Here is a 23,028-nt window from a genome sequence, read left to right on the forward strand (position 1 = left end):
TCGCCTATCTGAAATCCACCCTCGAAGCCATCGCCGCCGGCCATCCGCAAGGCCGACTGGACGAGTTGCTCCCGTGGAATTACCAGCCGTCAACCTGAAAACCGGGTGGCCGTCCAACGACGCTTACAACCTACGGCCTCCGTGACGGGAATGCCGAGTGCGGTGCGGCCGTCCATGACGGCGAGACGCACCTGAAGCGCGGCGAGTTGCCGATCAGGATCGCGTGCCATGAGGCGTCGGCCCAGCAGGGTCATGCGGTTCATCTTGATCTCGATACGACTTCGGCGGTGATCGCCGCTCCATTTCCGCCAGTTCTTTCGGCCGATGTATTTCGATGCGCGGGGGGGCCTCGTCGCGCGCGATCGCCGCTGGGCTTCCAGGGCTTGGCATTCTTGCGGGGCGGGATGACGGCACTGGCGCCCAGTTCGGCCATGCGTGAGGTCATGCCGATGATCATCAGGCGTCGGATATGACGGTCGCCCATCTTGTTGCATATGCGTCCCAGCCGCTCTTTGCCTCCCGTAGATAGGTTGATCGGTGTCAGCCCCAGCCAGACCGAGAAGTCCCTGCCGCACCGGGACTGTCCGGCGCTGCCGATCATCGCGACGATGGCAAAAGCCGTTATGGCGCATTGCGACGCCGATGGAGCAGGAGCCATCAACCCCATCTCGCGGTGTGTGCATTGACCCGCGATCGGATTCCGCAGGCGCAGCGAATGTCGCCTTCGGCGGGGCCGCACAGCAGCATCGGAACAGCAGATTCGAGGCCTTTACCGGCGACCACAGGGCACTCTGCAAAGGGCGCTACCTGCGCATAGGATGCCAGGGTCCGGCCCAAAGAGGGGACCGGACCTCGTAGCGATCGAAATCCACTGAGGAAGCGATCATCGCGATCCTGCGCGAGTAGGAGCAGACCGCGCTGAGGGACGCCCTTGGCGGTCGCGTCGATTCCGGCTTCGGTCCGTCGGGTGGAAAGCGCCCGCCGCGCCCTGTCTTCCCCCTGAAACGGGGCTGGATGCGTGTCCCCTTCGGTTTTCGGGGCGAGGTGCTTGGCCGCGTCGGCCCGATCCCGGTCGGCGTCCGAAATCTCAAGCCCTGGCACTGGCCGCCTGGCCGAACAGGCACTCTTTCGCATGCCGGAACATCGGGTCGAAGGCGGTCCGCAAGGCCAGCCAGTTACAGAACGGCTGAATGTGCGCCTGAGACGTGATTGTTCGGATTACGGGATTGGTGACGGGTCTGCGGTCGGGGCATCGTCAGCTGTCAAACAATATTGTCAAAACTCCCGCCGCGACGAGACACTACAGGACGCCCATCCCGAGGTGACATTTTCGGTTTTCTGCCGCAAGATCGTGCGTCGAGAACCCTGTGGCTGAAATGTCGTCAAGCTTCATCCCCGCCTCTCCGATCAACGATCTGGCGTCCTGGGCCGCGCAGAAGCCGGCGCCGGGAGGCGGTCTGCTGACGCCGGATCTCGTGGCGCTGGCTCAGTCCGGCGTCAGCGTGACGCTCGCCAGCTGCGACCCGGACGGCCGCCCCATCGTGGGCGTCGGTATCGGCTGCCGGATAAGGCCGGATGGAACGATCCGCGCCCTTCTCGGCCGCGCCGCCAACGCCGCATTGCTTGACGCCATTGCCGCGGGCGGCCGGATTGCCGCCACGTTCACCGGCGCTCCGGACCACCGGGCGTTTCAGGTCAAGGCCGCCTCGGCCACACTCCGCGAGGCGCTGTCCGACGACCTGCCCGAGATCGACCGCCAATGCGCCGTCCTTGCCGATGGTCTTGTCGAGATCGGGTTCTCGCGCGAACTGGCGGATGGCTATGTCGCCCACGACCCGGACGACATCGTCGCCATCGAGTTCCTGCCCGAACGGGTGTTCACCCAGACCCCCGGGCCCGGCGCGGGGGCGGAACTGACCCGATGACCGCGCCCTGCCTCGATACACTGCGCCCGTCGCTCGAAGGCGTGGTGGCCTCGGTGATCGCCACCTGCGATGCCGAGGGGCTGCCCAACGTGTCGATGATCAGCCAGGTCCATTACGTCGATCCCGAGCGGGTCGCATTGTCCTACCAGTTCTTCAACAAGACCCGGCGCAACCTTCTGGCGACGCGGCGGGCTTCGGTGCAGATCGTCGACCCCGAGACCATGCAGCAGCATCGCCTCGCGCTCGACTACGAGGAGACGCTGACCAGCGGTCCGCTCTTCGAGAGCATGAAGGCCAAGCTTGCCGGGATCGCCTCCCATCACGGGATGGAGGGGGTGTTCCGGCTGCTTGGCGCCGACATCTTTCGCGTACTGTCGATCGAACCCGTTCCGGGGCCGAAGATCCCGCGCGCCGCCCGGGCGCGGCCCTTGCTGGCGGCCACCCGCCGCGCCTGCGCCGCCCTCGATGCCTGCACCGACCTGGAAGAGCTTCTGGACCGCGCGACCGAGGTGCTGGCGGCGCAGTTCGGCATCCGCCATGCCATGGTGCTGATGGCCGAGGATGGCGAGGACCGGCTCTATGCCGTGGCCTCGCGCGGCTATCGCGCCTCGGGCGTGGGCGCCGAGGTGCAGTTCGGCGAAGGCGTGATCGGGGTCGCCGCGCGCGAACGCACGCCCATCCGCATCGGCCACATGACCCGCGAATACCGCTATGGCGCCGCGATCACCGAAACGGCCCGGCGCGCGGGACTGATCGAGGGCGCGCCCCGAACCATCCCTTTCCCGGGCCTTGCGGCGCCCCGCAGCCAGATCGCCCTGCCCATTCTCGAAGGCGGTCGTCTGCTTGGCGTGCTCTTCGCCGAGGCCGAGGAGACGATGCGCTTCGCCTATGACGACGAGGACGCGCTGGCCCTTGTCGCCGGGCATCTGGGGGCGCGCATCGCGATCCTGCGCGCGGACGAGACCGACGAGGATCACCCGGCACCGGGCGCGGCCCTGCCGCTCGGCGGCGGCGTCACCGTCCGCTACTACGCCGTCGATCAGAGCGTGTTCGTCGATCATGACTACCTGATCAAGGGCGTGGCCGGTGCGATCCTCTGGCGGCTGCTGCAGGAGTTCCAGGCCACGGGGCGAACGGATTTCGCGTTGCGCGAATTGCGCGTCGATCCGGCGCTGCGCCTGCCCGCGCATGGCGAGAACCTCGATGCGCGGATGATCCTCTTGCGCCGCCGACTGGAGGAGCGGCAGTCCTGCCTGCGAATCGAGAAGGCCGGGCGCGGCCGGTTCCGGCTCGCCGTCGCCTGCCGCCTGACGCTCGAAGAACCCGCTTAGCAGTCTTTTAGCATTGGTGAGCCTTTCGCGCAGGGTGTCTGAGGATGCGCCGCACGGGGCCGGGGCGTACACCCACGGCCATGCGGCGACGCGCTCGCTGCTCCCTGAAACCCGACCTGCCGAACCGTTCCCGCCCCGGTGCCGATCTCTGGCCGCCGGGAGGGCCGGATGTGGCCCATGCGAAGGATACCGACATGCAAACCGATACTCTGAAACGCCGCCTGCGCGGCAATCTCATCACCCGGTTCGACCCCGGGCACGCCGAGGCCTGCGACGCCCTTGTCTGGAACGGGCGCAAGCCCGCGCGCCGCACGCGGCTGATCGTGCGTGCCGCCTGTGCCGATGACGTGGCCGAGGCCGTGCGCTTCGCCGCCCGGAACGGGCTGACCGTCTCGCCGCGCGGGGGCGGGCACCATTTCACCGGCATCGCCGCGCAGGCGGACATCGTCGTCGATCTCGGCGCGCTCGACGGGCTGCGGATCGACCCGAAGCGCCGTGTCGCGCGGGTCGAACCCGGCGTCCCAAACGCACGGATGGCCGCCGCGCTTGCGCGTCACGACCTCGCCTTCCCGCTGGGCCATTGCGGCAGCGTCCCGATGAGCGGCTATCTTCTGGGCGGCGGGATCGGCTGGAACTCGGGCGCCTGGGGCGTGGCCTGCTTCCTGGTCGAGGCGATCGAGGTGGTCATGGCCGACGGGCGCCTCCTGACCGCAAGCGAAACCGAAAATGCCGAGGTCTTCTGGGCCGCGCGCGGCGCGGGGCCAGCCTTCTTCGGCATCGTCACCGCCTATCATCTGCGCCTGATGGAGGCGCCGAAGGCGATCCTGACCGAGCTGCGGGTCTACCCGCTCGCCCTGGCCGGCACGGTCGCGACCTGGGCCGAGGCCGCGATGGCCGATGCGCCGGCCAATGTCGAACTCACGCTGAAGATCGCGACGCCGCCACCGGAGATGCCCGTTCAGGGACCGATGGTCGAGGCGATCGCGACCGTCTTCGCCGAGGGCGACACCGCGGGCCATGCGACGCTCGCCGAGCTGTTCGCAAGGGCGCCCGAAGCGATGCAGGTGATCGGCCCCATGCCGACGCCGTTCGACGTGCTTTACGGCTTCACGGCGCGATCGATGCCCGAGGGGCTGCGCTACGGCGTCGACAGCCTCTGGTCGGATGCGCGGTTCCCCGAGATCGTGGAGCGCATCGCGACCGGCATGGTCTCGGCGCCCTCGCCCCGCAGCCTGGCGCTGATGATGCTGCGCTCTCCCAGGGCGCTGCCGCCCGGAGACGGCGCATTTTCACGGATCGGGCGCATCTTCGGCTCGGTCTACGCGATCTGGGAGGATGCCGACGAGGACGCGGCGCAGCTGCGCTGGCTCCGGGCGACGATGGCGGGGACGGCCCCGCTTTGCCTTGGCGCCTATGTGGGCGAGGCCGACCTCGAAAACGGGCCGCGCCGCCTGCCGACCCACGACCCTGCGGCAGACGCGCGGCTGCGCGATCTCGCGGCCCGCTTCGACCCGGCTGGCCTGTTCACCACCCCGGCGGCCGACTGCGCCGCCGCCTGACCCCAACCGACACGCCCGCAGATCGTGCGGCGCAAACCAAGCGAGGATAAACCCCTGACGCGCCACACCTCGCTTCTTCTGGCTGCGGCCGCCGCACCGGCCACAGCCACCTCCCATGCGGGCCAACACGCCGGCCAGAGATCGCCATGTCCGGGATGACGGCCGGCGTCACCACTTTCGTCAAACCAGCTCGCGCATCGCGACCAGGGCCGACAGTTGCTCCGCCTGGAGCTCATTCAGCCTGGCGTTCATGTCCTCGAGCAGCTTCGACCGCTTCGCTTCGGAAAGCGCCATCCCGCAGCCGAAGAAAAAATCGCGTCGCAGGTCATTGTATTCGTCAAGAGCGTTTGGGCAGGTCCGCGCTTGATATGGGCGGCCGGTTCCGGGCATGTCATTCGCGCCGTGGATGGACGGGGCAGAGATCCACGCCAATGGGTCTCTCCACCGCCTGACCGACGAACGTCAGCCGACGAGTATGCGCTCCATCGGCGTCAATCCCGCTTCGGGTTGCCTTGGCCGGAAGACCGGGCCGCCGGGAATTCAGGCGCTGATCACGATCTCGGTGCCCCATTCGGCGCAGCGCGCAGCCAGGTCCGGGGCCAGCGGGCGGTCGGTGAAGAAGGCGTCGATGGCGGCCAGCGAGGCGATGCGGGCGGGGGCGGAGCGCTTGAACTTGGACTGGTCGGCCACCAGGAAGGTGCGGCGCGACTGGCGCAGGATCGCCTGGCTGACGCCCACCTCCTGGATGTCGAAATCCAGCAGGTCGCCGTCGCCGTCCAGCGCCGAACAGCCGATCACCGCGAGGTCGAACTTGAACTGCCGGATCGTCTCGGTGGCCAGATTGCCGATCAGCCCGCCGTCCGAGCGGCGCAGCGTGCCGCCGGTGACGATGATCTGGCAGTCGCGGTTGGCCACCAGGATATTGGCCACGTTCATGTTGTTGGTGACCACCATCAGGTTGGCGTGGTGCAGAAGCTCCTGCGCCACCGCCTCGGTCGTGGTGCCGATGTTGAGGAAGAGCGAGATGTTGCCGGGCACGCGCGCGGCGCAGGCCCGCGCGATGGCGCGCTTGGCCTCCTGGTTCAGCGAGCGGCGTTCCTCGTAGCCGATATTGGTGGTGCCCGAGGGCAGGATCGCTCCGCCATGGACCCGTTCCAGCCGCCCGGCCTCGGCCAGGTCGCTCAGGTCGCGGCGGATCGTCTGGAGCGTCACGCCGAAATGCTCGGCCAGCCCCTCGACGGTGACCTTGCCCTCGCGCCGCGCGATCTCGAGGATCTCGGGGTGACGGATCGTCTGCGACATGCGCTCGTTCCTTTTCGTGGATGTTCGCATGGCAGGCCGCGCCGCTCAAGCCCGGGCTGTGCGGGGCGGGTGTGGCGGGGAATCGGCGGTGCGGGACGGGGCCGTCCGGCGCTTTCGGCGCGCCTGGTGCCTCGTCGTTCCCTTGAAAGGGGGCTGGCAAGCCCTTGAAGCTTTTGGCTGGCACCAGAAGCGAAAAATAACGAACGCGAATGTCTTTCTTTTTGGGCAGGAATGCGGCATAACGCCCGTATTGGAACGCGAAGGGAGGAGCGCGTGACGGACCGGGCTACGGCAGAACCTGTCGATCTGTTCGTCATCGGCGGCGGGATCAACGGCTGCGGGATCGCGCGCGACGCGGCCGGGCGCGGCCTGTCGGTGCGGATGGCCGAGATGAACGACCTGGCCTCGGCGACCTCCTCGGCCTCGACCAAGCTGTTCCATGGCGGCCTGCGTTACCTGGAATATTTCGAGTTCCGCCTGGTGCGCGAGGCGCTGATCGAGCGCGAGACGCTTTTGCGCGCGATGCCCCATATCAGCTGGCCCATGCGATTCGTCCTTCCGTACCATGAGGATATGCGGTTCGAATCCGCGACGCCGACCTCGCGCCTGCTGGCCCGCATCATGCCCTGGATGAAGGGCCGGCGGCCCGCGTGGCTGATCCGGCTGGCGCTGATGCTGTATGACCGGCTGGCGGCGCGCGAGATCCTGCCCGGGACGACGGTGCTGGATCTGGCCGGCACGCCCGAGGGCGCGCCCTTGCAGGCGCGGTTCCGCAAGGCGTTCGAATATTCCGATTGCTGGGTCGAGGATTCGCGCCTTGTGGTGCTGAACGCCCGCGATGCCGAGGCACGGGGCGCCGAGATCCTGCCGCGCACGCGGGTGGTCTCGGCCCGGCGCGAAGGCGCGCTCTGGCGCGTCGAAACGCAGGATAGCGAAAGCGGCGCGCGGCGGACCCACCTTGCCCGCGCGCTGGTCAATGCCGCTGGCCCCTGGGCGGGGCAGGTGATCCACGGCGTCCTGGGGTTGAACGCGCAGGACAACGTGCGGCTGGTGCGCGGCAGCCATATCGTGACGCGCCGGCTGTTCGATCACGACAAGTGCTACTTCTTCCAGGGCAGCGATGGGCGCATCATCTTCGCGATCCCCTACGAGACCGACTTTACCCTGATCGGCACGACCGACATGGACCACGACGATCCCGCCGCGCCGCCCGACTGCACCGAGGCCGAGCGCGACTATCTGATCGCCTTTGCCAACCGGTATTTCCGGCGGCCGATCGGGCCTGCGGACGTGGTCTGGACCTTTTCCGGCGTGCGCCCGCTCTATGACGACGGCGCGTCCAGCGCGACGGCGGCGACGCGGGACTACACGCTCAAGCTGGACGCGGCCGGGGGGGCGCCGGTCCTGAACGTCTTCGGCGGCAAGATCACCACCTACCGGCGGCTGGCCGAGGCGGCACTGGCGCGGCTGGCTCCGCATTTTCCGGGCCTGAAGGGCGACTGGACGGCGGGCGTGCCGCTGCCGGGGGGCGACTTTCCGGTGGACGGGGCCGAGGCGCTGATCGCGCGGCTTGTGGCGGACTACCCGTTCCTGTCAGATGGGCAGGCACGGCGGCTGGTGCGCGCCTATGGCGCCGAGGCGTGGGCGATGCTGGGCGCGGCGCGCGGGCCGGGCGATCTGGGGCAGGATTTCGGCGCGGGCCTGACCGAGCGCGAGGTCGACTGGCTGAGGACGCGGGAATATGCCCGCACCGCCGAGGATGTCCTCTGGCGGCGCAGCAAGCTGGGGCTGCGGCTAGGGGCGGACCGGATCGCCGCGCTGGAGCGCTGGATGGCGGAGCGGCGGCGACAGACCGCGCCCGCCGCGGCGGAATAAGGGGGCGAAGGGGGGAGAATGACACTGGAATTGCGGGGCGTGTCGAAGGTTGTCGGCACCGAGACCCATATCCACCCGACCGACCTGAGGCTGGACAAGGGCACGATGAACGTGCTGCTGGGGCCGACGCTGTCGGGCAAGACGTCCCTGATGCGGCTGATGGCCGGGCTCGACGTGCCGAGTGCGGGCCGCGTCCACTGGAACGGGCAGGACGTCACGGGGATGCGGGTGCAGGACCGCAAGGTGGCGATGGTCTACCAGCAGTTCATCAACTACCCCTCGATGAGCGTCTACGACAACATCGCCTCGCCGATGCGACTGATGGGGATGGGCCGGGCCGAGATCGACGCCCGCGTGCGCGAGACCGCCGCGCTGATGCGGCTGACGCCCATGCTGGAGCGCCGCCCGCTGGAACTGTCGGGCGGCCAGCAGCAGCGTTGCGCGCTGGCGCGGGCGCTGGTCAAGGGCGCAGGGCTCGTGCTGCTGGACGAGCCGCTGGCCAATCTCGACTACAAGCTGCGCGAGGAGTTGCGGGTGGAGATCCCCCGCATCTTCGAGGCGTCGGGCGCGATCTTCGTCTATGCCACCACCGAACCCGAAGAGGCGCTGCTGCTGGGCGGGCACACCGCGACGCTGTGGGAGGGCCGGGTGACCCAGTTCGGGCCCACCCCGCAGGTCTACCGCCAGCCGGTGGACGCCACGACCGCGCGGGTGTTCAGCGATCCGCCGATGAATTTCCTGGCCGTTGCCAAGACCGGCGCGAAGCTGATGTTCGGCGACGGCCAGTCGGCGCCCGCGACCGGCCGGCTGGCCGATCTGGCCGACGGGCGCTACACCGCCGGGTTCCGGCCGAACCACCTGGAAATCGCGCGGCACAAGGTGGACGCGATGGAATTCACCGCGCGGCTGGTGGTCACGGAACTGACCGGGTCCGAGACCTTTGTCCATCTCGATCACCATGGCGAACGCTGGGTGGGGCTGATCCATGGCGTCCACGACCTCGCGTTGGGCGAGGACATCCGGGTGCATCTGGATCCCGCCCATGTCTACATCTTCGGCGAGGACGGGCGACTGGTCGCGCCCGCCGCCTATGCGCTGGCCGCCTGAGGGAGGGGAAAATGGCCCGGATCACGCTCGACAAGCTGGCCCATTCCTACCTGCCCGCGCCGAAATCCGACGCCGACTGGGCGCTGAAGGAAATGACCCATGTCTGGGAGGATGGCGCGGCCTATGCGCTGCTGGGGCCCTCGGGCTGCGGCAAGTCCACGCTCTTGAACATCATTTCGGGGCTTCTGGCGCCCAGCCAGGGCCGCATCCTGTTCGACGACGCGGACATGACGCATGCCCCCACGACCGCGCGCAACATCGCGCAGGTGTTCCAGTTTCCCGTGGTCTACGACACGATGAGCGTGCGCGACAACCTGGCCTTCCCGCTGAGGAACCGGGGCCGCGACCCCGCATATATCGCCGAGCGGGTTCAGGCCATCGCCCGCATGATCGGGATGGAGGACCAGCTTGACCGCAAGGCGCGCGGGCTGACGGCGGATGCCAAGCAGAAGATCAGCCTCGGCCGCGGCATGGTGCGGCGCGATGTCAACGCGATCCTGTTCGACGAGCCGCTGACGGTGATCGACCCGCACATGAAATGGGAACTCAGGACCCAGCTGAAATCGCTGCACCGCGAGTTCGGCCACACGATGATCTATGTCACCCATGACCAGACCGAGGCGCTGACCTTCGCCGACCGGGTGGTGGTGATGCATGATGGCCGCGTGGTGCAGATCGGCACGCCGGAAGAGTTGTTCGAGACGCCCGAGCACACCTTCGTCGGCTATTTCATCGGCTCGCCGGGGATGAACGTCCTGCCCGCCAGGGTGGAGGGCACCCGCGCCTATATCGAGGGCGCCGAGGTGGAACTGGCGCATGGCTATCCCGCCCTGTCCGGCAAGGTCGAGATCGGCGTGCGGCCCGAATTCGCGCGGCTCTCGGCGACCGAGGGGCTGCCCGTCCGGATCCGCCGGGTCGAGGATGTGGGCCGGCACAAGATCGTGCGGGCCGAGTTCTTCAGCCACGAGATCAACATCATCGCCCGCGAGGAGGACAGGATCGGCGCCGACCAGACCCGCGTCCGCTTCGACCCCGACCGGGTGAACGTCTATGCCGACGACTGGCGCGTCAGCGGGGAGGCCGCGTGATGGACAAGCCGACCAATCACAAGGCCTGGTTCCTGGTGCTGCCCGTGCTGGTGCTGGTGGCGTTCTCGGCGGTGATCCCGCTGATGACGGTGGTGAACTACTCGGTGCAGGACACCTTCGGCAACAACCGCTTCTTCTGGGCCGGGCTCGAGTGGTTCGAGGAGATGCTGCGCTCCGAGCGGATGTGGAACGCGCTGGGCCGACAGCTGATCTTCTCGGCGACGATCCTGGCGATCGAGGTGCCGCTGGGCATCTTCGTCGCGCTCAACATGCCCAAGCGGGGCGTCTGGGCCAGTGTCTGCCTTGTGCTGATGTCACTGCCGCTGCTGATCCCGTTCAACGTGGTCGGCACGATCTGGCAGATCTTCGGCCGCGTCGATATCGGGCTGCTGGGCTACACGCTCGACAGGCTGGGCATCAATTACAACTACACCCAGAACGCCGTCGATGCCTGGATCACGGTGATCGTGATGGATGTCTGGCACTGGACCTCGCTGGTGGCGCTCTTGTGCTACGCGGGCCTGCAATCCATTCCCGATGCCTATTACCAGGCCGCCAAGATCGACCAGGCGAGCCGCTGGAAGGTGTTCCGCTATATCGAACTGCCCAAGATGGCGGGCGTGCTGATGATCGCGGTGCTTTTGCGGTTCATGGACAGCTTCATGATCTATACCGAGCCTTTCGTCGTCACCGGCGGCGGCCCCGGCAACGCCACCACCTTCCTGTCGATCAACCTGGTGAAGATGGCGCTGGGGCAATTCGACCTCGGCCCCGCGGCGGCCTTCTCGATCATGTATTTCCTCGTGATCCTGCTGATCAGTTGGGTGTTCTACACCGTCATGACCAATCTCGACCGGAAGGGGGGCTAGGCCATGCCCGACGCGACGATTGCCCAGCCCCGCCGGTCGCTGGCCCTGCCGCGGGTGAACACCAGCGCGGTGGTGATGACGCTGTACCTCTTGTTCCTGATGCTGCCGATCTACTGGCTGGTGAACATGAGCCTGAAGACCAATTCCGAGATCCTCGGCGGCTTCAGCCTCTGGCCGCAGGAACCGACCTTGCGGAACTACCGCGTGATCCTGACGGATGCGAGCTGGTACATGGGCTATGTCAACTCGCTGATCTATGTCTGCATGAACACGGTGCTCTCGGTCGTCGTGGCGCTGCCCGCGGCCTATGCGTTCTCGCGCTACCGCTTCATGGGCGACAAGCACCTGTTCTTCTGGCTGCTGACCAACCGCATGGCGCCGCCCGCGGTCTTTGCCCTGCCGTTCTTCCAGCTTTATTCGTCCGTGGGCCTCTTCGACACGCATATCGCGGTGGCGCTGGCGCATTGCCTGTTCAACGTGCCGCTGGCGGTCTGGATCCTCGAAGGCTTCATGCGCGGGGTGCCCAAGGAAATCGACGAGACCGCCTATATCGACGGCTATTCCTTCCCGCGCTTCTTCGTGAAGATCTTCATGCCGCTGATCGCCAGCGGGATCGGCGTGGCGGCGTTCTTCTGCTTCATGTTCTCGTGGGTCGAGTTGCTGTTGTCGCGTACGCTGACCTCGGTCAACGCCAAGCCCATCGCGGCGACGATGACCCGCACCGTGTCGGCCAGCGGCCTGGACTGGGGCGTTCTGGCGGCGGCGGGGGTGCTGACCATCGTGCCCGGCGCGCTCGTGATCTACTTCGTGCGCAACTACATCGCCAAGGGTTTTGCATTGGGGAGAGTGTGATGGGAAAGCGCCGCTATAGGATCAGGTGTTTCGATGGCGAGAATTTGGTCTTCGAGATTGAAGCTCCAACAGGTTGTGACCCTCACATGCTCCTCGAACGCTTAGTTTGCCGCGATTTGAACCCAAGCGAGATAGTCAACGCAACGAGGCGTAGGAATGACAAGTTGAATTGGGATCCGTTCAAAATAACGATCCACAAACCGGGCTCCACCCTAACGGCCGGCATTAACCCACATTATGAACTGAAAGTGGTTGAGGACTGACATGGACTGGATGGCCTGGACCTGGCCCACAGCGGCCTTCTTCGCGACCATCGCGGCACTTCTCATCACCTTCACCGTGCTCGCGATCCGCTTCCCCGAAACCCCGCGCACCGGCATCCTGCGCATCGAGACCACGCGGGGCGACCGGCTCTTCATCACGCTTCTGGGCTCGGCCTTCATCAACCTCGCCTGGCTGGGGCTTGTGGGCGAGCATCAACCTTACGCCCTCATCGTCTGCCTGGCCTGGGCCGCGGCGGTCTTCCGCTGGGTCTAGGCCCGTCACCCGCGCCCGGGGCACGAGGAGCCCCGGATCGCGCCGACCAACAAATCCTCGGAAAAACGGTTCACCAAAGGGAGGAGACCCAAATGAACCTCAGATTGAAATCCACCACGGCGATCGCGGCGAGCCTCGCGCTTCTGTCCGGCCCGACCTGGGCGGGGATGGAGGAGGCGATCGCCTTTCTCGATAGCGAGATCGCGGGCCTCTCGGTCCTGACCCGCGCGGAGCAGGAGGCCGAGATGCAGTGGTTCGTCGACGCCGCCCAGCCCTTCGCCGGGATGGAGATCAACGTGGTCTCGGAAACGATCACCACCCATGAATACGAAGCGCGCGTGCTGGCGCCCGCCTTCAGCGCGATCACCGGTATCAAGGTCACCCATGACCTGATCGGCGAGGGCGACGTGGTCGAGAAGCTGCAGACCCAGATGCAGTCGGGCCAGAACGTCTATGACGCCTATGTCAACGACTCCGACCTGATCGGCACCCACTGGCGCTATCAGCAGGCGCGCAACCTGACCGACTGGATGGCGGGCGAGGGCGCGGACGTGACCAGCCCGACGCTCGACCTCGACGATTTCATCGGGCTCAGCTTCACCACCGGGCCGGACGGCAAGCTGTATCAGTTGCCCGACCAGCAATTCGCCAATCTCTACTGGTTCCGCTACGACTGGTTCACCGATCCCAAGACCATGGAGGATTTCAAGGCCGCCTATGGCTATGACCTGGGCGTGCCGGTCAACTGGTCGGCCTACGAGGACATCGCCGAATTCTTCACCGGCCGCGACATGTCCTATATCGGCGGGCCGAGCTCGGTCTTCGGCAACATGGATTACGGCAAGAAGGACCCCAGCCTCGGCTGGCGCTATACCGACGCGTGGATGTCGATGGCGGGCATGGGTGATGTGGGCGAACCGAACGGCCTGCCCGTGGACGAATGGGGCATCCGGGTGAACGAGAACAGCCAGCCCGTGGGATCCTGCGTCGCGCGCGGCGGCGCCACCAACGGCCCGGCCGCGGTCTATGCGGTCACCAAGGCGATCGAGTGGCTGCAGAAATATTCGCCGCCCACCGCCGCCGGCATGACCTTCGGCGAGGCCGGGCCGGTGCCCGCCCAGGGCCAGATCGCCCAGCAGATGTTCTGGTACACCGCCTTCACCGCCGACATGGTGGGCGAGGGGGCCAGGGCCGTGCTGAACGAGGACGGCACGCCCAAATGGCGCATGGCCCCCAGCCCGCACGGCGTCTACTGGGAAGAGGGCATGAAGATCGGCTATCAGGACGCCGGATCCTGGACGCTGATGGAATCGACGCCGGTGGACCGGGCCAAGGCGGCCTGGCTTTACGCCCAGTTCGTGACCTCGAAGACCGTGGACCTCAAGAAATCGGATGTGGGCCTGACCTTCATCCGCGAGTCCACGATCAACTCGGACCACTTCAGCGAGCGCGCCGACAAGCTGGGCGGCCTGATCGAGTTCTACCGCTCGCCCGCCCGCGTGCAATGGTCGCCCACCGGCACCAACGTGCCCGACTACCCGAAGCTGGCGCAGCTCTGGTGGCAGAACATCGGCGACGCGATGTCGGGCGCCAAGACCCCGCAACAGGCCCTCGACGCGCTGTGCGCGGATCAGGAGCAGGTGCTTCAGCGTCTGGAACGCGCGGGCGTGCAGGGCGATCTGGGGCCCAGGCTGAACGAGGAGCAGGACCCCGAATACTGGCTGAGCCAGCCCGGCGCGCCCAAGGCCAAGCTCGACAACGAGGACGAGGAACCGATCACCGTCTCCTATGACGAACTGATCAAGTCCTGGCAGAACTGACCTTTGCGACCGAAAGGCGCGGGCCCGGCAACGGGCCCGCGTGCGCCCGAGTGCGGCGGACCGGGAGCGCCTGCAATCCTTGGGACGTCCGGCCGGGTCAGGCTGCCGTTCGACCAGGTCGTGACGGTGGTCCTGCCCATCGTGACCTTGATGCGCGGCTTCCATTCCGGCACGGAATCCTCGCAACCGAACCAGTGAGCGGACGCCATGACCCATATCCTCGCCATCGACCAGGGCACCACGTCGACCCGGGCGATCCTGTTCGGCGCCGACCTGCGTGTCGTTGCCGTCGCGCAGGAGGAGTTTCCCCAGCATTACCCGGCCAGCGGCTGGGTCGAGCATGACCCCTCGGACCTGTGGTCGACCACGGCCGCGACGGCGCGGGCCGCCATCGAAAAGGCCGGCAAGCATGCCGCCGACATCGCCGCGATCGGCATCACCAACCAGCGCGAGACCACGCTGGTCTGGGACCGCGCCACCGGCAAGCCCATTCACAACGCCATCGTCTGGCAGGACCGCCGCACCGCCGAGACCTGTCAGGCGCTCAAGGCGGCCGGGCACGAGGCGGCGGTCACCGAGACGACCGGGCTTTTGCTCGATCCCTATTTCTCGGGCACCAAGCTGAAATGGATCCTCGACCATGTCGAGGGCGCGCGCGACCGCGCGATCCGGGGCGAACTGGCCTTCGGCACGGTCGACAGCTGGCTTGTATGGAACCTGACCGGCGGGCGCGTGCATGCGACCGACGCCACCAACGCCGCGCGCACGATGCTCTACGACATCCGGCAGGGGCGCTGGTCCGAGGCGATGTGCGAGATGCTGGACATCCCCGCCGAGATCCTGCCCGAGGTGCGCGATTGCGCCGCCGATTTCGGGGTGACGCGGGCCGACCTTTTCGGGCGCGAGATCCCGATCCTCGGCATCGCGGGCGACCAGCAGGCCGCGACCATCGGCCAGGCCTGTTTCCGCCCCGGCATGATGAAATCGACCTATGGAACGGGCTGCTTCGCGCTGCTGAACACCGGGACCGATCCGGTCGCTTCGCAGAACCGGCTGCTGACCACCATCGCCTACCAGCTTGACGGCCAGCGGACCTATGCGCTGGAAGGCTCGATCTTCATCGCGGGCGCCGTGGTCCAGTGGCTGCGCGACGGGCTGAGGCTGATCCGCTCCGCCTCCGAGACGCAAGGTCTGGCCGAGGCCGCCGACCCGGGCCAGGGCGTGGTGCTGGTGCCCGCCTTTACCGGCCTCGGCGCGCCCTACTGGCGGCCCGACTGCCGCGGCGCGGTGTTCGGGCTGACGCGCAATTCCGGCCCCGAGGAATTCGCCCGCGCCGCGCTGGAAAGCGTGGGCTACCAGACCCGCGACCTTCTGGAAGCGATGACCGCCGACTGGGCGGGGGGCGGCGATACCGCGCTTCGGGTCGATGGCGGCATGAGCGCGTCGGACTGGGCGATGCAGTTCCTGGCCGACATCCTGGGCGCGCAGGTCGACCGGCCCCGGGTTCTGGAAACGACCGCGATGGGGGCGGCGTGGCTGGCCGGCCAGCGCGCGGGGCTTTATCCGGGCATGGACGAATTCGCGCGGACCTGGGCGCTGGAGAAGAGCTTTGTCCCCACCATGGCCCCCGACGCGCGCGAGGCCCGCTATGCCCGCTGGACGCGCGCCGTCGCGGCCACGCAGGCGTTCTGATCCCCATGACCTTCGCGTTCCTCACCCCCGGCCGCATCCTCTTTGGCCGCGGCGCCGCCGCCGAGGCGCCCGCGCGGATCGCCGCGATGGGCCGCCGCATCCTGCTGGTCCGCGGCGGATCCGTGCGCTTCGCCGACGTGCTGGCCGAGGGGCTGCGCGCGGCGGGTGTGGCGGTGCTGGAACTCCGCGGGCAGGGCGAACCCGACCTGCCCGGGCTCGAGGCGGCACTTGCCGAGGCGCGGCCCTTCGCTGCCGATGCTGTGGCGGCCATCGGCGGCGGATCGGTGCTCGACCTGGGCAAGGCACTGGCGGCGCTGCTGCCCTCCGACCGCCCGCCGCTCGACCATCTCGAAGTGGTGGGGCAGGGCCTGCCGCTCTCCGCGCCGCCCCTGCCGCTCGCGGCACTGCCCACCACCGCGGGGACCGGGTCCGAGGCCACGAAGAACGCGGTGATCGGCGTGCCCGCCCATGGCCGCAAGGTGTCGCTGCGCGACGACCGGCTGATCCCGGCGCTGGCGCTGGTCGATCCGGCGCTGACCGATGGCTGCCCCTGGCCCGTGACGCTGGCCTCGGGGCTCGACGCGGTGACACAGGTGATCGAGCCCTACCTTTCCCGGCGCGCAAATCCGTTGACCGACGCGCTTTGCCGCGACGCGATCCCGCGCGGACTGGCCGCCCTTGTCCGGCTGAGGCAGGCCGAGGACCCCGCGGCCCGCGACGCCTTGGCCCTTGTCAGCCTGACCGGCGGCATCGCCCTTGCCAATGCCGGACTCGGCGCCGTGCATGGCCTTGCGGGGGTGATCGGCGGGCGCCATGGCGCACCGCATGGCGCGATCTGCGGCAGGCTCCTTGCGCCCACATTGCGCGAGAACCGCGCGGCCCTGGCCGCCGAGGGACACACGGTCGCCCGGTTCGACGAGGTGGCGGGCTGGATTGCCGGGGCCCTCGGCTGCGCCCCGGGCGATGCGTTCCGGCAATTGTCCGACTGGATCGACGCGGCTGGCCTGCCCCGTCTGGCCGACCTCGCCGAGGGGCCGCTCGATGCGGTCGCCCTTGCCCGCGCGGCGTCCGGCTCGTCGTCGATGAAGGCCAACCCGGCGGCGCTGTCGCCCGAGGCGCTGGCCCGGATCGTCATGGCCGGGTGAGACGCACCTTCCCCGACTTCGACAATCCGGGGGGGGCATCGGCCGGGCGTTCGACGAAGCCGAAGCCCCGCGCACGCCCTTGCCGGGATGCGGTGCTCTTGCGGGGAACGCGGCGGGGGGCTAAACGCGGGGGCGGATTTTCAGCAACGAGAGGCGGCCCCATGTCCATCGACATCGACACCGCGCGGCGGGTGGCGCATCTGGCCCGGATCGCCGTGGCCGAGGACGACCTGCCCGCTCTGGCCGGGCAACTCTCGGGCATCCTGACCTTCATGGAACAGTTGAACGAGGTCGACGTTTCCGATGTCGAGCCGATGACCAGCGTCACGCCGATGCGGCTGAAACGGCGGGAGGATGTGGTGACGGATGGCGGCTATCCCGAGAAGATCCTCGCCAATGCGCCCGATGCGCGCGAGGGGTTCTTCGCGGTTCCGAAGGTGGTGGAGTAACGGCCGATGAGCGAGCTGAGCAAGCTGACACTGGCCGAGGCGCGCGATGCGCTGCGCAAGGGTGAAACCAGTGCGGTGGCGCTGACCGAGGCCTGCCTGTCCGAGATCGAGGGCGCCGCGCGGCTGAATGCCTTTGTCCATGTGGCGCCCGAGATCGCGCTGGATCAGGCGCGCGCCGCCGATGCCCGGATCGCGGCAGGCGACGCGCCCGCGATGTGCGGCATGCCTCTGGGGATCAAGGATCTTTTCTGCACCAGGGGCGTGCCCTCGCAGGCTGCGTCACATATCCTGAACGGGTTCCGGCCCGAATATGAATCGACCGTCACGCAGAAGCTGTGGGATGCCGGCGCGGTGATGCTGGGCAAGCTGAACATGGACGAGTTCGCCATGGGCAGCTCGAACGAGACCAGCACCTATGGCAATGCGGTCAACCCGTGGAAGGTCGATGATCGCGACCTGACGCCGGGGGGCTCGTCGGGGGGCTCGGCCGCTGCCGTTGCGGCCGATCTGTGTCTGGCGGCGACCGGCACCGATACCGGCGGCTCGATCCGCCAGCCCGCGGCCTTTACCGGAATCGTCGGGATCAAGCCGACCTATGGGCGCGTATCCCGTTGGGGAATCGTGGCTTTTGCGTCCTCGCTGGACCAGGCGGGGCCGATGACCCGGACGGTGCGCGATGCCGCGATCATGCTGGGTGCGATGGCCGGGCATGACCCGAAGGATTCGACCTCTGCCGACATTCCCGTGCCGGATTTCGAGGCGGCGCTGACCGGCGACATCCGTGGAAAAACCATCGGAATTCCATCGGAATATCGTATGGCAGGCATGCCCGCCGAGATCGAGGCGCTGTGGAGCCGCGGCGCCGAGATGCTGAAGGATGCGGGCGCCAGGATCGTCGATATCAGCCTGCCGCACACCAAATACGCGCTGCCCGCCTATTACGTCATCGCGCCCGCCGAGGCGTCCAGCAACCTCGCGCGCTATGACGGGGTGCGCTATGGCCATCGCGCAAAGCTCGCCGAAGGCGACGGCATCGTGCAGATGTACGAAAAGACCCGCGCCGAGGGGTTCGGCAAGGAAGTGCAGCGCCGGGTGATGATCGGCACCTATGTCCTGTCGGCGGGCTTCTACGACGCCTATTACAACCGCGCGCGCAAGGTGCGGGCGCTCATCAAGCGAGATTTCGACGAGATGTTCGCGCAAGGGGTCGACGCGATCCTGACGCCCGCGACGCCCTCCGCCGCCTTCGGGCTGGGCGAGATGCAGGATGCCGATCCGGTCGAGATGTATCTCAACGACGTGTTCACGGTGACGGTGAACCTGGCCGGGCTGCCGGGCATCTCGGTGCCCGCGGGGCTGGACGCGCAGGGGCTGCCGCTGGGGCTGCAACTGATCGGGCGGCCCTGGGAAGAGGGCGACCTGTTGAACACCGCACAAGTGCTTGAGGATGCCGCGGGCTTTGTTTCCCGGCCCGCGAAATGGTGGTAAGAGCGCGTCCCTACATGGATCGGGAGAGCAGGATGAACGGGATGCGTGTTGGTCTTTCGGGGCTGGCGGTGCTGGCATTGGCCGCCTGCGCCCCGCAGGTGCCGGATTCCGCGGCCGGGGTGGGCTTTGACAGCTATGCGGCCTACAGCGTCGACCGTGAACGCGCCCTGCGCGGCGGGGACGGCGTGGCCGCGTCCGAGGGGGCCGCGATCGCCGCGCAGGCGCTGGCGACCCTGCGCCCCGACGAGGCCGGGCCCGCGCCGGTCATCGCGCCCGACCCCGGCGATCCTGCGCCGCGTTCCAGCAATCCGGGCCTGTCCGACGAGCAGAATTTCGACGCCGTCGCCGCGCGCGAGTCGATCGAGAGCGACCGCGAGCGGCTGGAGCGGCAGCGCCAGCAATATGCCGTGGTCGCGCCCGAGCCGGTGCCGGAGCGGCCGACCGGCGCGGGGCCGAATATCGCGCAATATGCGTTGAGCACCACGAACCGGGTGGGTCAGCCGGTCCATAGCCGCATCGGCCGCGTCAGCCAGGAACGCTATCTGAGCAATTGCGCAAGATATGGCTCGGCCGACCTGGCGCAGGAGGCGTTCCTGGCCGCAGGCGGACCCGAGCGTGACCGGCTGGGGCTGGACCCCGATGGCGACGGGTTCGCCTGTTTCTGGGATCCCGCACCGTTCCGGGCGGCCGTGCGGCGCTAGGGTGATGGCGCTGCTCTGGCGGCCCTCTCCGAATTTCGGGCCACGGCGGAACGGCGCCCGGCCCGATCTGATCGTTCTGCATTATACCGCGATGCCGCTGGCGGGTGCGCTGGACCGGCTCTGCGATCCCGCGGCCGAGGTCTCGGCGCATTACCTGATCGCGCGCGACGGGCGGGTCTATCATCTGGTGGACGAGGCAGAGCGGGCCTGGCATGCCGGGGCGGGTTGCTGGGGGGCCGTCGGGGATGTCAATTCCCGCTCGATCGGGATCGAACTGGACAACCGGGGCGACGAACCCTTTGCCGCGCCGCTGATGGCCGCGCTGGAGGCGTTGCTTGGCGGGGTGATGGCGCGCCGGGCGGTGCCGCCCGAACGGGTGATCGGCCATTCCGACATGGCGCCGGGCCGCAAGGGCGATCCGGGGCGGCGGTTCGACTGGCGGCGACTGGCGCGGTCGGGGCTGTCGGTCTGGCCCGGTCCCGGCAGCGCCGCGCCGGACCCGGCGGCGTTCCGCGCGGCGGCCTTGCGCTTCGGCTATGGCGCGGACTGGCCCATGGACGCGGTGCTGGACGCCTTTCGCCAACGCTTCCGGCCCTGGGCCACGGGGCCGCTGTCACCGGGCGACATGGGCGCGATGCTGGACCTGGCGCGACGCTTTCCCGTTGACCGGGGGGGCGCGGCTTTCTAACTACACGGGGCGCGGATGGCTGGATGGCCGCGGGCGGCGACGTCCGAGGAAAGTCCGGACTCCACGAAGCGACGGTGCCGGGTAACGCCCGGCGGGGGCAACCCCAGGGAAAGCGCCACAGAGAACGAGACCGCCTCCGGGCTTGCCCGGCGGCAAGGGTGAAACGGTGGGGTAAGAGCCCACCGCGGGACTGGCAACAGGACCGGCACGGCAAGCCCCACCGGGAGCAATGCCAAATAGGGACCCCGCGCCGCATCTGCGGCAGGGCGGCTTCGGCCCAGGGGTCCGGGTTGGCAGCTCAAGCGGCGCGGTAACGCGGCGCGTAGAGGAATGGTCATCCAGCCCCGGACCCCGGTTCGGGGGGGACAGAATCCGGCTTACAGGCCGTCCGCGCATCCTCGATCTTCGCCGAATCGTCGTTAACGCATGCGAAAGCCGCTAGGCTGGGCGCGCGCGCAGTCGCGCCGTTTTCGCCGAGGAGGATTGTCCAATGAGTTTCGTCAGGACCATGGCCACGCTGGCCGCGGGATTTGCCGCTGCCAAGGGGGTGGAGCAGTACAGGAAGATGGGCGGCATGGCCGGCCTTCAGGACAAGATGAAGTCGAACGAGCAATTGTCGCAGATGACCGGCCAGCTCGACTCGATGATGGAGAGGATGGGCCTGCCGGGCGGCACGGCGAAGCTGCAGGAGATGATGGCCAGCATGGGGCGCGGCATGGACCGCACCGGCGAGGCCGCGACGGCGGGCGTTGCCGGGCTGATGGCGGCGCTGGGCAGCGCCGCGGCGGCGGGCACGGCGCAGGCCAGCCAGATGATCGACGCGATGACCGGCAGTTCGGTGGCGACTTCGTCGATGGAGGAAAACGCCAAGCTGATGATCCGGGCGATGATCCAGTCGGCCAAGGCCGATGGCCAGATCGACGACGCGGAACACGCGAAGATCATGGAGGCGCTGGGCGACGCCACCGAAGAGGAGCGCGCCTTTGTCGAGGCCCAGATGGCTGCGCCGGTCGATCCCGTCGCGCTGGCCAATGACACTTCCGAGGCGATGCGCGCGCAGGTCTATGCCTCGGCCGCCAGCATGGGCCGCATCGACAGCCCCGCCGAAGAGGCCTATCTGGCCTCGCTTGCCTCGGCGCTGGGGCTCGATGACGCCAAGGTGGCGCAGATCCGCAAAATGATGGGGCTGTCGGCCTGATCCCACCTGCGGCCCCGATGCGCGACATCGGGGCCGTTGGGGCAGGGCGGTCCTGCCGCTAGTCTGGCGCCCGGGGGGCTTCCCCGACGGCGCACCGGACAGCGGGATGGAGAGAGCATGAGTTTTGTCAGGACGATGGCGACCCTTGTCGTCGGCTATGCCGCGGCCAGGGGCATGGACAGGTTCCAGAAGACCGGCGGCGGCGCGGGGCTGGCGCGCACGATGCAATCCACCGCCTCGCAAGCGGCGATCGCCAGCCAGGTCGGTGCGCTGCTGGAGCGGATGCAGGTCCAGGGCGGCGCGTCCGGGCTGGAGCGGAACCTGGGCTGGATGGGCGCGCGGGCGCGGGGGGCGGGCGACAGCGCGGTGCTGGGCGTGGCCGGGCTGATGTCGGCGCTCTGGGCGGCCATATGGGCGGGCTCGGGCGATGCGCGCGACCTGAGCGCCGCCATGGGCAGCGGCACGCCGCCCGGCGCCACGCTGGAACGCCAGGCCCGGCTGATGATCCGGGCGATGGTGCAGGCGGCAAAAGCCGATGGCCAGATCGACGCGGGCGAACGGGCACGCCTGTTCGACCTGCTGGGCGACCAGAGCGAGGAGGAGCGCGCCTATGTCGAGGCCGAGCTGGCCCGGCCCGTCGACATCGACGCGCTGGCCGCCGAGACCGGCAGCTATCAGCGCACGGCGGTCTATGCGGCCTCGGTGCTGATGATCGACATCACCGACCCCGCCGGGATCGCCTATCTCGACCGGCTGGCCGCCGCGCTGCATCTGGGCATCGCCGCGCGCACCCGGATCCACCAGGCGATGCGGCTGCCGCAGGTGCTGGGCTGAACCTGCCGAAGCCGCTTGACTCGCGGGTGGGGATCGCTAAAAGGCGGACTTCATGGAATTTGGTGGGGCGGCGGCGATGCTCCCCGCGAGACGGAGATGAGACATGGCGAAGCCGACGACCATCAAGATCCGCCTGAACTCGACCGCGGACACCGGGCATTTCTACGTGACCAAGAAGAACGCCCGCACGATGACCGAGAAGATGGTGATCAAGAAATACGACCCCGTCGTGCGCAAGCACGTCGAGTACAAGGAAGGCAAGATCAAGTAACGCCCGCCTGACGGTGACCTTGTTCGGGGCTGCGTCCTTGGCGCGGCCCTTTTGCGTTTGGCGGCGCGCCCGCCGAGGCGCCGCGACCAGGATTTCGCCTCGCTTCGCGAGGCGACCGGGGGCCGGGGGCTGCGCCCCCGGCCCGTGATGGCCTTGCGCGGGATGGCCGGTGGTGGCCTGCTGCCGGTTTCGTGGACACGAAGATAAGATCGTGACCAAGGACCTGGAGATCGGACATGGTAAGACGGAAGTTCACGAAGGAGTTCAAGTTTGAGGCTGTGAAGCTGGTGACAGATC

22 protein-coding genes, 1 other RNA gene and 1 pseudogene are annotated in these 23,028 nt (G+C 68.1%); 21 read left to right on the forward strand and 3 right to left on the reverse strand.

Going from position 1 to position 23,028, the window contains the following annotated elements:
• Positions 1 to 98, forward strand: a 98-nt coding sequence (locus NHN26_RS16265) for a transposase domain-containing protein (protein WP_435594217.1), incomplete at its 5' end; no start/stop codon positions are given.
• On the opposite strand, the pseudogene NHN26_RS16270 reads toward NHN26_RS16265, so the two are convergent.
• Positions 90 to 625 (reverse strand): annotated as a pseudogene (locus NHN26_RS16270) (transposase); the annotation flags it as partial. The gene NHN26_RS16265 and the pseudogene NHN26_RS16270 sit on opposite strands and share 9 nt — an antisense overlap.
• A 742-nt stretch (positions 626 to 1,367) precedes the next feature.
• Between NHN26_RS16270 and NHN26_RS16275 the strand changes: the two are divergent.
• From NHN26_RS16275 to NHN26_RS16285, 3 genes are all read left to right on the forward strand, one after another.
• Positions 1,368 to 1,925, forward strand: coding sequence for a hypothetical protein (locus NHN26_RS16275; RefSeq protein ID WP_253090397.1), 558 nt, complete (start codon positions 1,368 to 1,370; stop codon positions 1,923 to 1,925).
• Entirely contained in the window at positions 1,922 to 3,256 is a 1,335-nt protein-coding gene (locus tag NHN26_RS16280) for a GAF domain-containing protein (RefSeq protein ID WP_253090398.1), read from the forward strand. The genes NHN26_RS16275 and NHN26_RS16280 overlap by 4 nt, the downstream gene beginning before the upstream one ends.
• A gap of 194 nt (positions 3,257 to 3,450) precedes the next feature.
• Positions 3,451 to 4,815, forward strand: a complete 1,365-nt coding sequence (locus tag NHN26_RS16285; RefSeq protein ID WP_253090399.1) for an FAD-binding oxidoreductase — start codon at positions 3,451 to 3,453, stop codon at positions 4,813 to 4,815.
• A 180-nt stretch (positions 4,816 to 4,995) separates the two neighbouring features.
• Here the strand turns inward: NHN26_RS16285 and NHN26_RS16290 are convergent, their stop codons facing one another.
• Positions 4,996 to 5,205 carry a hypothetical protein gene (locus NHN26_RS16290; RefSeq protein ID WP_253090400.1) on the reverse strand — a complete coding sequence of 70 codons (210 nt, stop codon included), beginning with the start codon at positions 5,203 to 5,205 and terminating at the stop codon, positions 4,996 to 4,998.
• Between the two features lie 150 nt (positions 5,206 to 5,355).
• Positions 5,356 to 6,117, reverse strand: coding sequence for a DeoR/GlpR family DNA-binding transcription regulator (locus NHN26_RS16295; protein ID WP_253090401.1), 762 nt, complete (start codon positions 6,115 to 6,117; stop codon positions 5,356 to 5,358).
• A gap of 231 nt (positions 6,118 to 6,348) precedes the next feature.
• Between NHN26_RS16295 and glpD the strand changes: the two genes are divergently transcribed.
• The 17 genes from glpD to rpmG all read left to right on the forward strand — a co-directional run bounded on the left by glpD (position 6,349) and on the right by rpmG (position 22,731).
• Complete coding sequence (gene glpD, locus NHN26_RS16300) at positions 6,349 to 7,992, forward strand: glycerol-3-phosphate dehydrogenase (RefSeq protein WP_435594219.1); 1,644 nt, start codon at positions 6,349 to 6,351, stop codon at positions 7,990 to 7,992.
• Between the two features lie 18 nt (positions 7,993 to 8,010).
• Positions 8,011 to 9,099 carry an ABC transporter ATP-binding protein gene (locus NHN26_RS16305; RefSeq protein ID WP_253090403.1) on the forward strand — a complete coding sequence of 363 codons (1,089 nt, stop codon included), beginning with the start codon at positions 8,011 to 8,013 and terminating at the stop codon, positions 9,097 to 9,099.
• Positions 9,100 to 9,110: 11 nt separating this feature from the next.
• On the forward strand, positions 9,111 to 10,187 hold the full coding sequence (locus tag NHN26_RS16310) for an ABC transporter ATP-binding protein (protein WP_253090404.1): 1,077 nt from the start codon (positions 9,111 to 9,113) through the stop codon (positions 10,185 to 10,187).
• The gene (locus NHN26_RS16315; protein WP_253090405.1) at positions 10,187 to 11,056 is read left to right on the forward strand and encodes a carbohydrate ABC transporter permease; all 870 of its coding nucleotides are present in this window, start codon (positions 10,187 to 10,189) and stop codon (positions 11,054 to 11,056) included. Before NHN26_RS16310 ends, NHN26_RS16315 begins: the two co-directional genes overlap by 1 nt.
• A 3-nt stretch (positions 11,057 to 11,059) precedes the next feature.
• Positions 11,060 to 11,908, forward strand: a complete 849-nt coding sequence (locus NHN26_RS16320) for a carbohydrate ABC transporter permease (RefSeq protein ID WP_253090406.1) — start codon at positions 11,060 to 11,062, stop codon at positions 11,906 to 11,908.
• A gap of 264 nt (positions 11,909 to 12,172) precedes the next feature.
• The gene (locus NHN26_RS16325) at positions 12,173 to 12,445 is read left to right on the forward strand and encodes a DUF2160 domain-containing protein (RefSeq protein ID WP_253090416.1); all 273 of its coding nucleotides are present in this window, start codon (positions 12,173 to 12,175) and stop codon (positions 12,443 to 12,445) included.
• A gap of 92 nt (positions 12,446 to 12,537) precedes the next feature.
• On the forward strand, positions 12,538 to 14,265 hold the full coding sequence (locus NHN26_RS16330) for an ABC transporter substrate-binding protein (RefSeq protein WP_253090407.1): 1,728 nt from the start codon (positions 12,538 to 12,540) through the stop codon (positions 14,263 to 14,265).
• Positions 14,266 to 14,472: 207 nt separating this feature from the next.
• Positions 14,473 to 15,957, forward strand: coding sequence for a glycerol kinase GlpK (gene glpK / locus NHN26_RS16335; protein ID WP_253090408.1), 1,485 nt, complete (start codon positions 14,473 to 14,475; stop codon positions 15,955 to 15,957).
• A gap of 5 nt (positions 15,958 to 15,962) precedes the next feature.
• Positions 15,963 to 17,102, forward strand: a complete 1,140-nt coding sequence (locus NHN26_RS16340) for an iron-containing alcohol dehydrogenase (RefSeq protein WP_253090409.1) — start codon at positions 15,963 to 15,965, stop codon at positions 17,100 to 17,102.
• 161 nt (positions 17,103 to 17,263) lie between these two features.
• On the forward strand, positions 17,264 to 17,551 hold the full coding sequence (gene gatC / locus NHN26_RS16345) for an Asp-tRNA(Asn)/Glu-tRNA(Gln) amidotransferase subunit GatC (protein ID WP_253090410.1): 288 nt from the start codon (positions 17,264 to 17,266) through the stop codon (positions 17,549 to 17,551).
• Positions 17,552 to 17,557: 6 nt separating this feature from the next.
• The gene (gatA, locus tag NHN26_RS16350) at positions 17,558 to 19,039 is read left to right on the forward strand and encodes an Asp-tRNA(Asn)/Glu-tRNA(Gln) amidotransferase subunit GatA (RefSeq protein WP_253090411.1); all 1,482 of its coding nucleotides are present in this window, start codon (positions 17,558 to 17,560) and stop codon (positions 19,037 to 19,039) included.
• A 41-nt stretch (positions 19,040 to 19,080) separates the two neighbouring features.
• On the forward strand, positions 19,081 to 19,740 hold the full coding sequence (locus NHN26_RS16355; protein WP_253090412.1) for a hypothetical protein: 660 nt from the start codon (positions 19,081 to 19,083) through the stop codon (positions 19,738 to 19,740).
• A 4-nt stretch (positions 19,741 to 19,744) separates the two neighbouring features.
• Entirely contained in the window at positions 19,745 to 20,428 is a 684-nt protein-coding gene (locus NHN26_RS16360; protein ID WP_253090413.1) for an N-acetylmuramoyl-L-alanine amidase, read from the forward strand.
• Positions 20,429 to 20,439: 11 nt separating this feature from the next.
• Positions 20,440 to 20,824, forward strand: an RNA gene (gene rnpB / locus NHN26_RS16365) — RNase P RNA component class A.
• Between the two features lie 94 nt (positions 20,825 to 20,918).
• Positions 20,919 to 21,626 carry a DUF533 domain-containing protein gene (locus NHN26_RS16370; protein WP_253090414.1) on the forward strand — a complete coding sequence of 236 codons (708 nt, stop codon included), beginning with the start codon at positions 20,919 to 20,921 and terminating at the stop codon, positions 21,624 to 21,626.
• A 117-nt stretch (positions 21,627 to 21,743) separates the two neighbouring features.
• Complete coding sequence (locus NHN26_RS16375; protein ID WP_253090415.1) at positions 21,744 to 22,460, forward strand: DUF533 domain-containing protein; 717 nt, start codon at positions 21,744 to 21,746, stop codon at positions 22,458 to 22,460.
• Positions 22,461 to 22,563: 103 nt separating this feature from the next.
• A complete protein-coding gene (rpmG, locus tag NHN26_RS16380) occupies positions 22,564 to 22,731 on the forward strand; it encodes a 50S ribosomal protein L33 (RefSeq protein WP_132694922.1) in 168 nt (55 codons plus the stop codon).
• Positions 22,732 to 23,028 lie beyond the last annotated feature (297 nt).

The organism is Rhodovulum tesquicola (genome assembly GCF_024128855.1).
GTDB lineage: Bacteria > Pseudomonadota > Alphaproteobacteria > Rhodobacterales > Rhodobacteraceae > Rhodovulum > Rhodovulum tesquicola.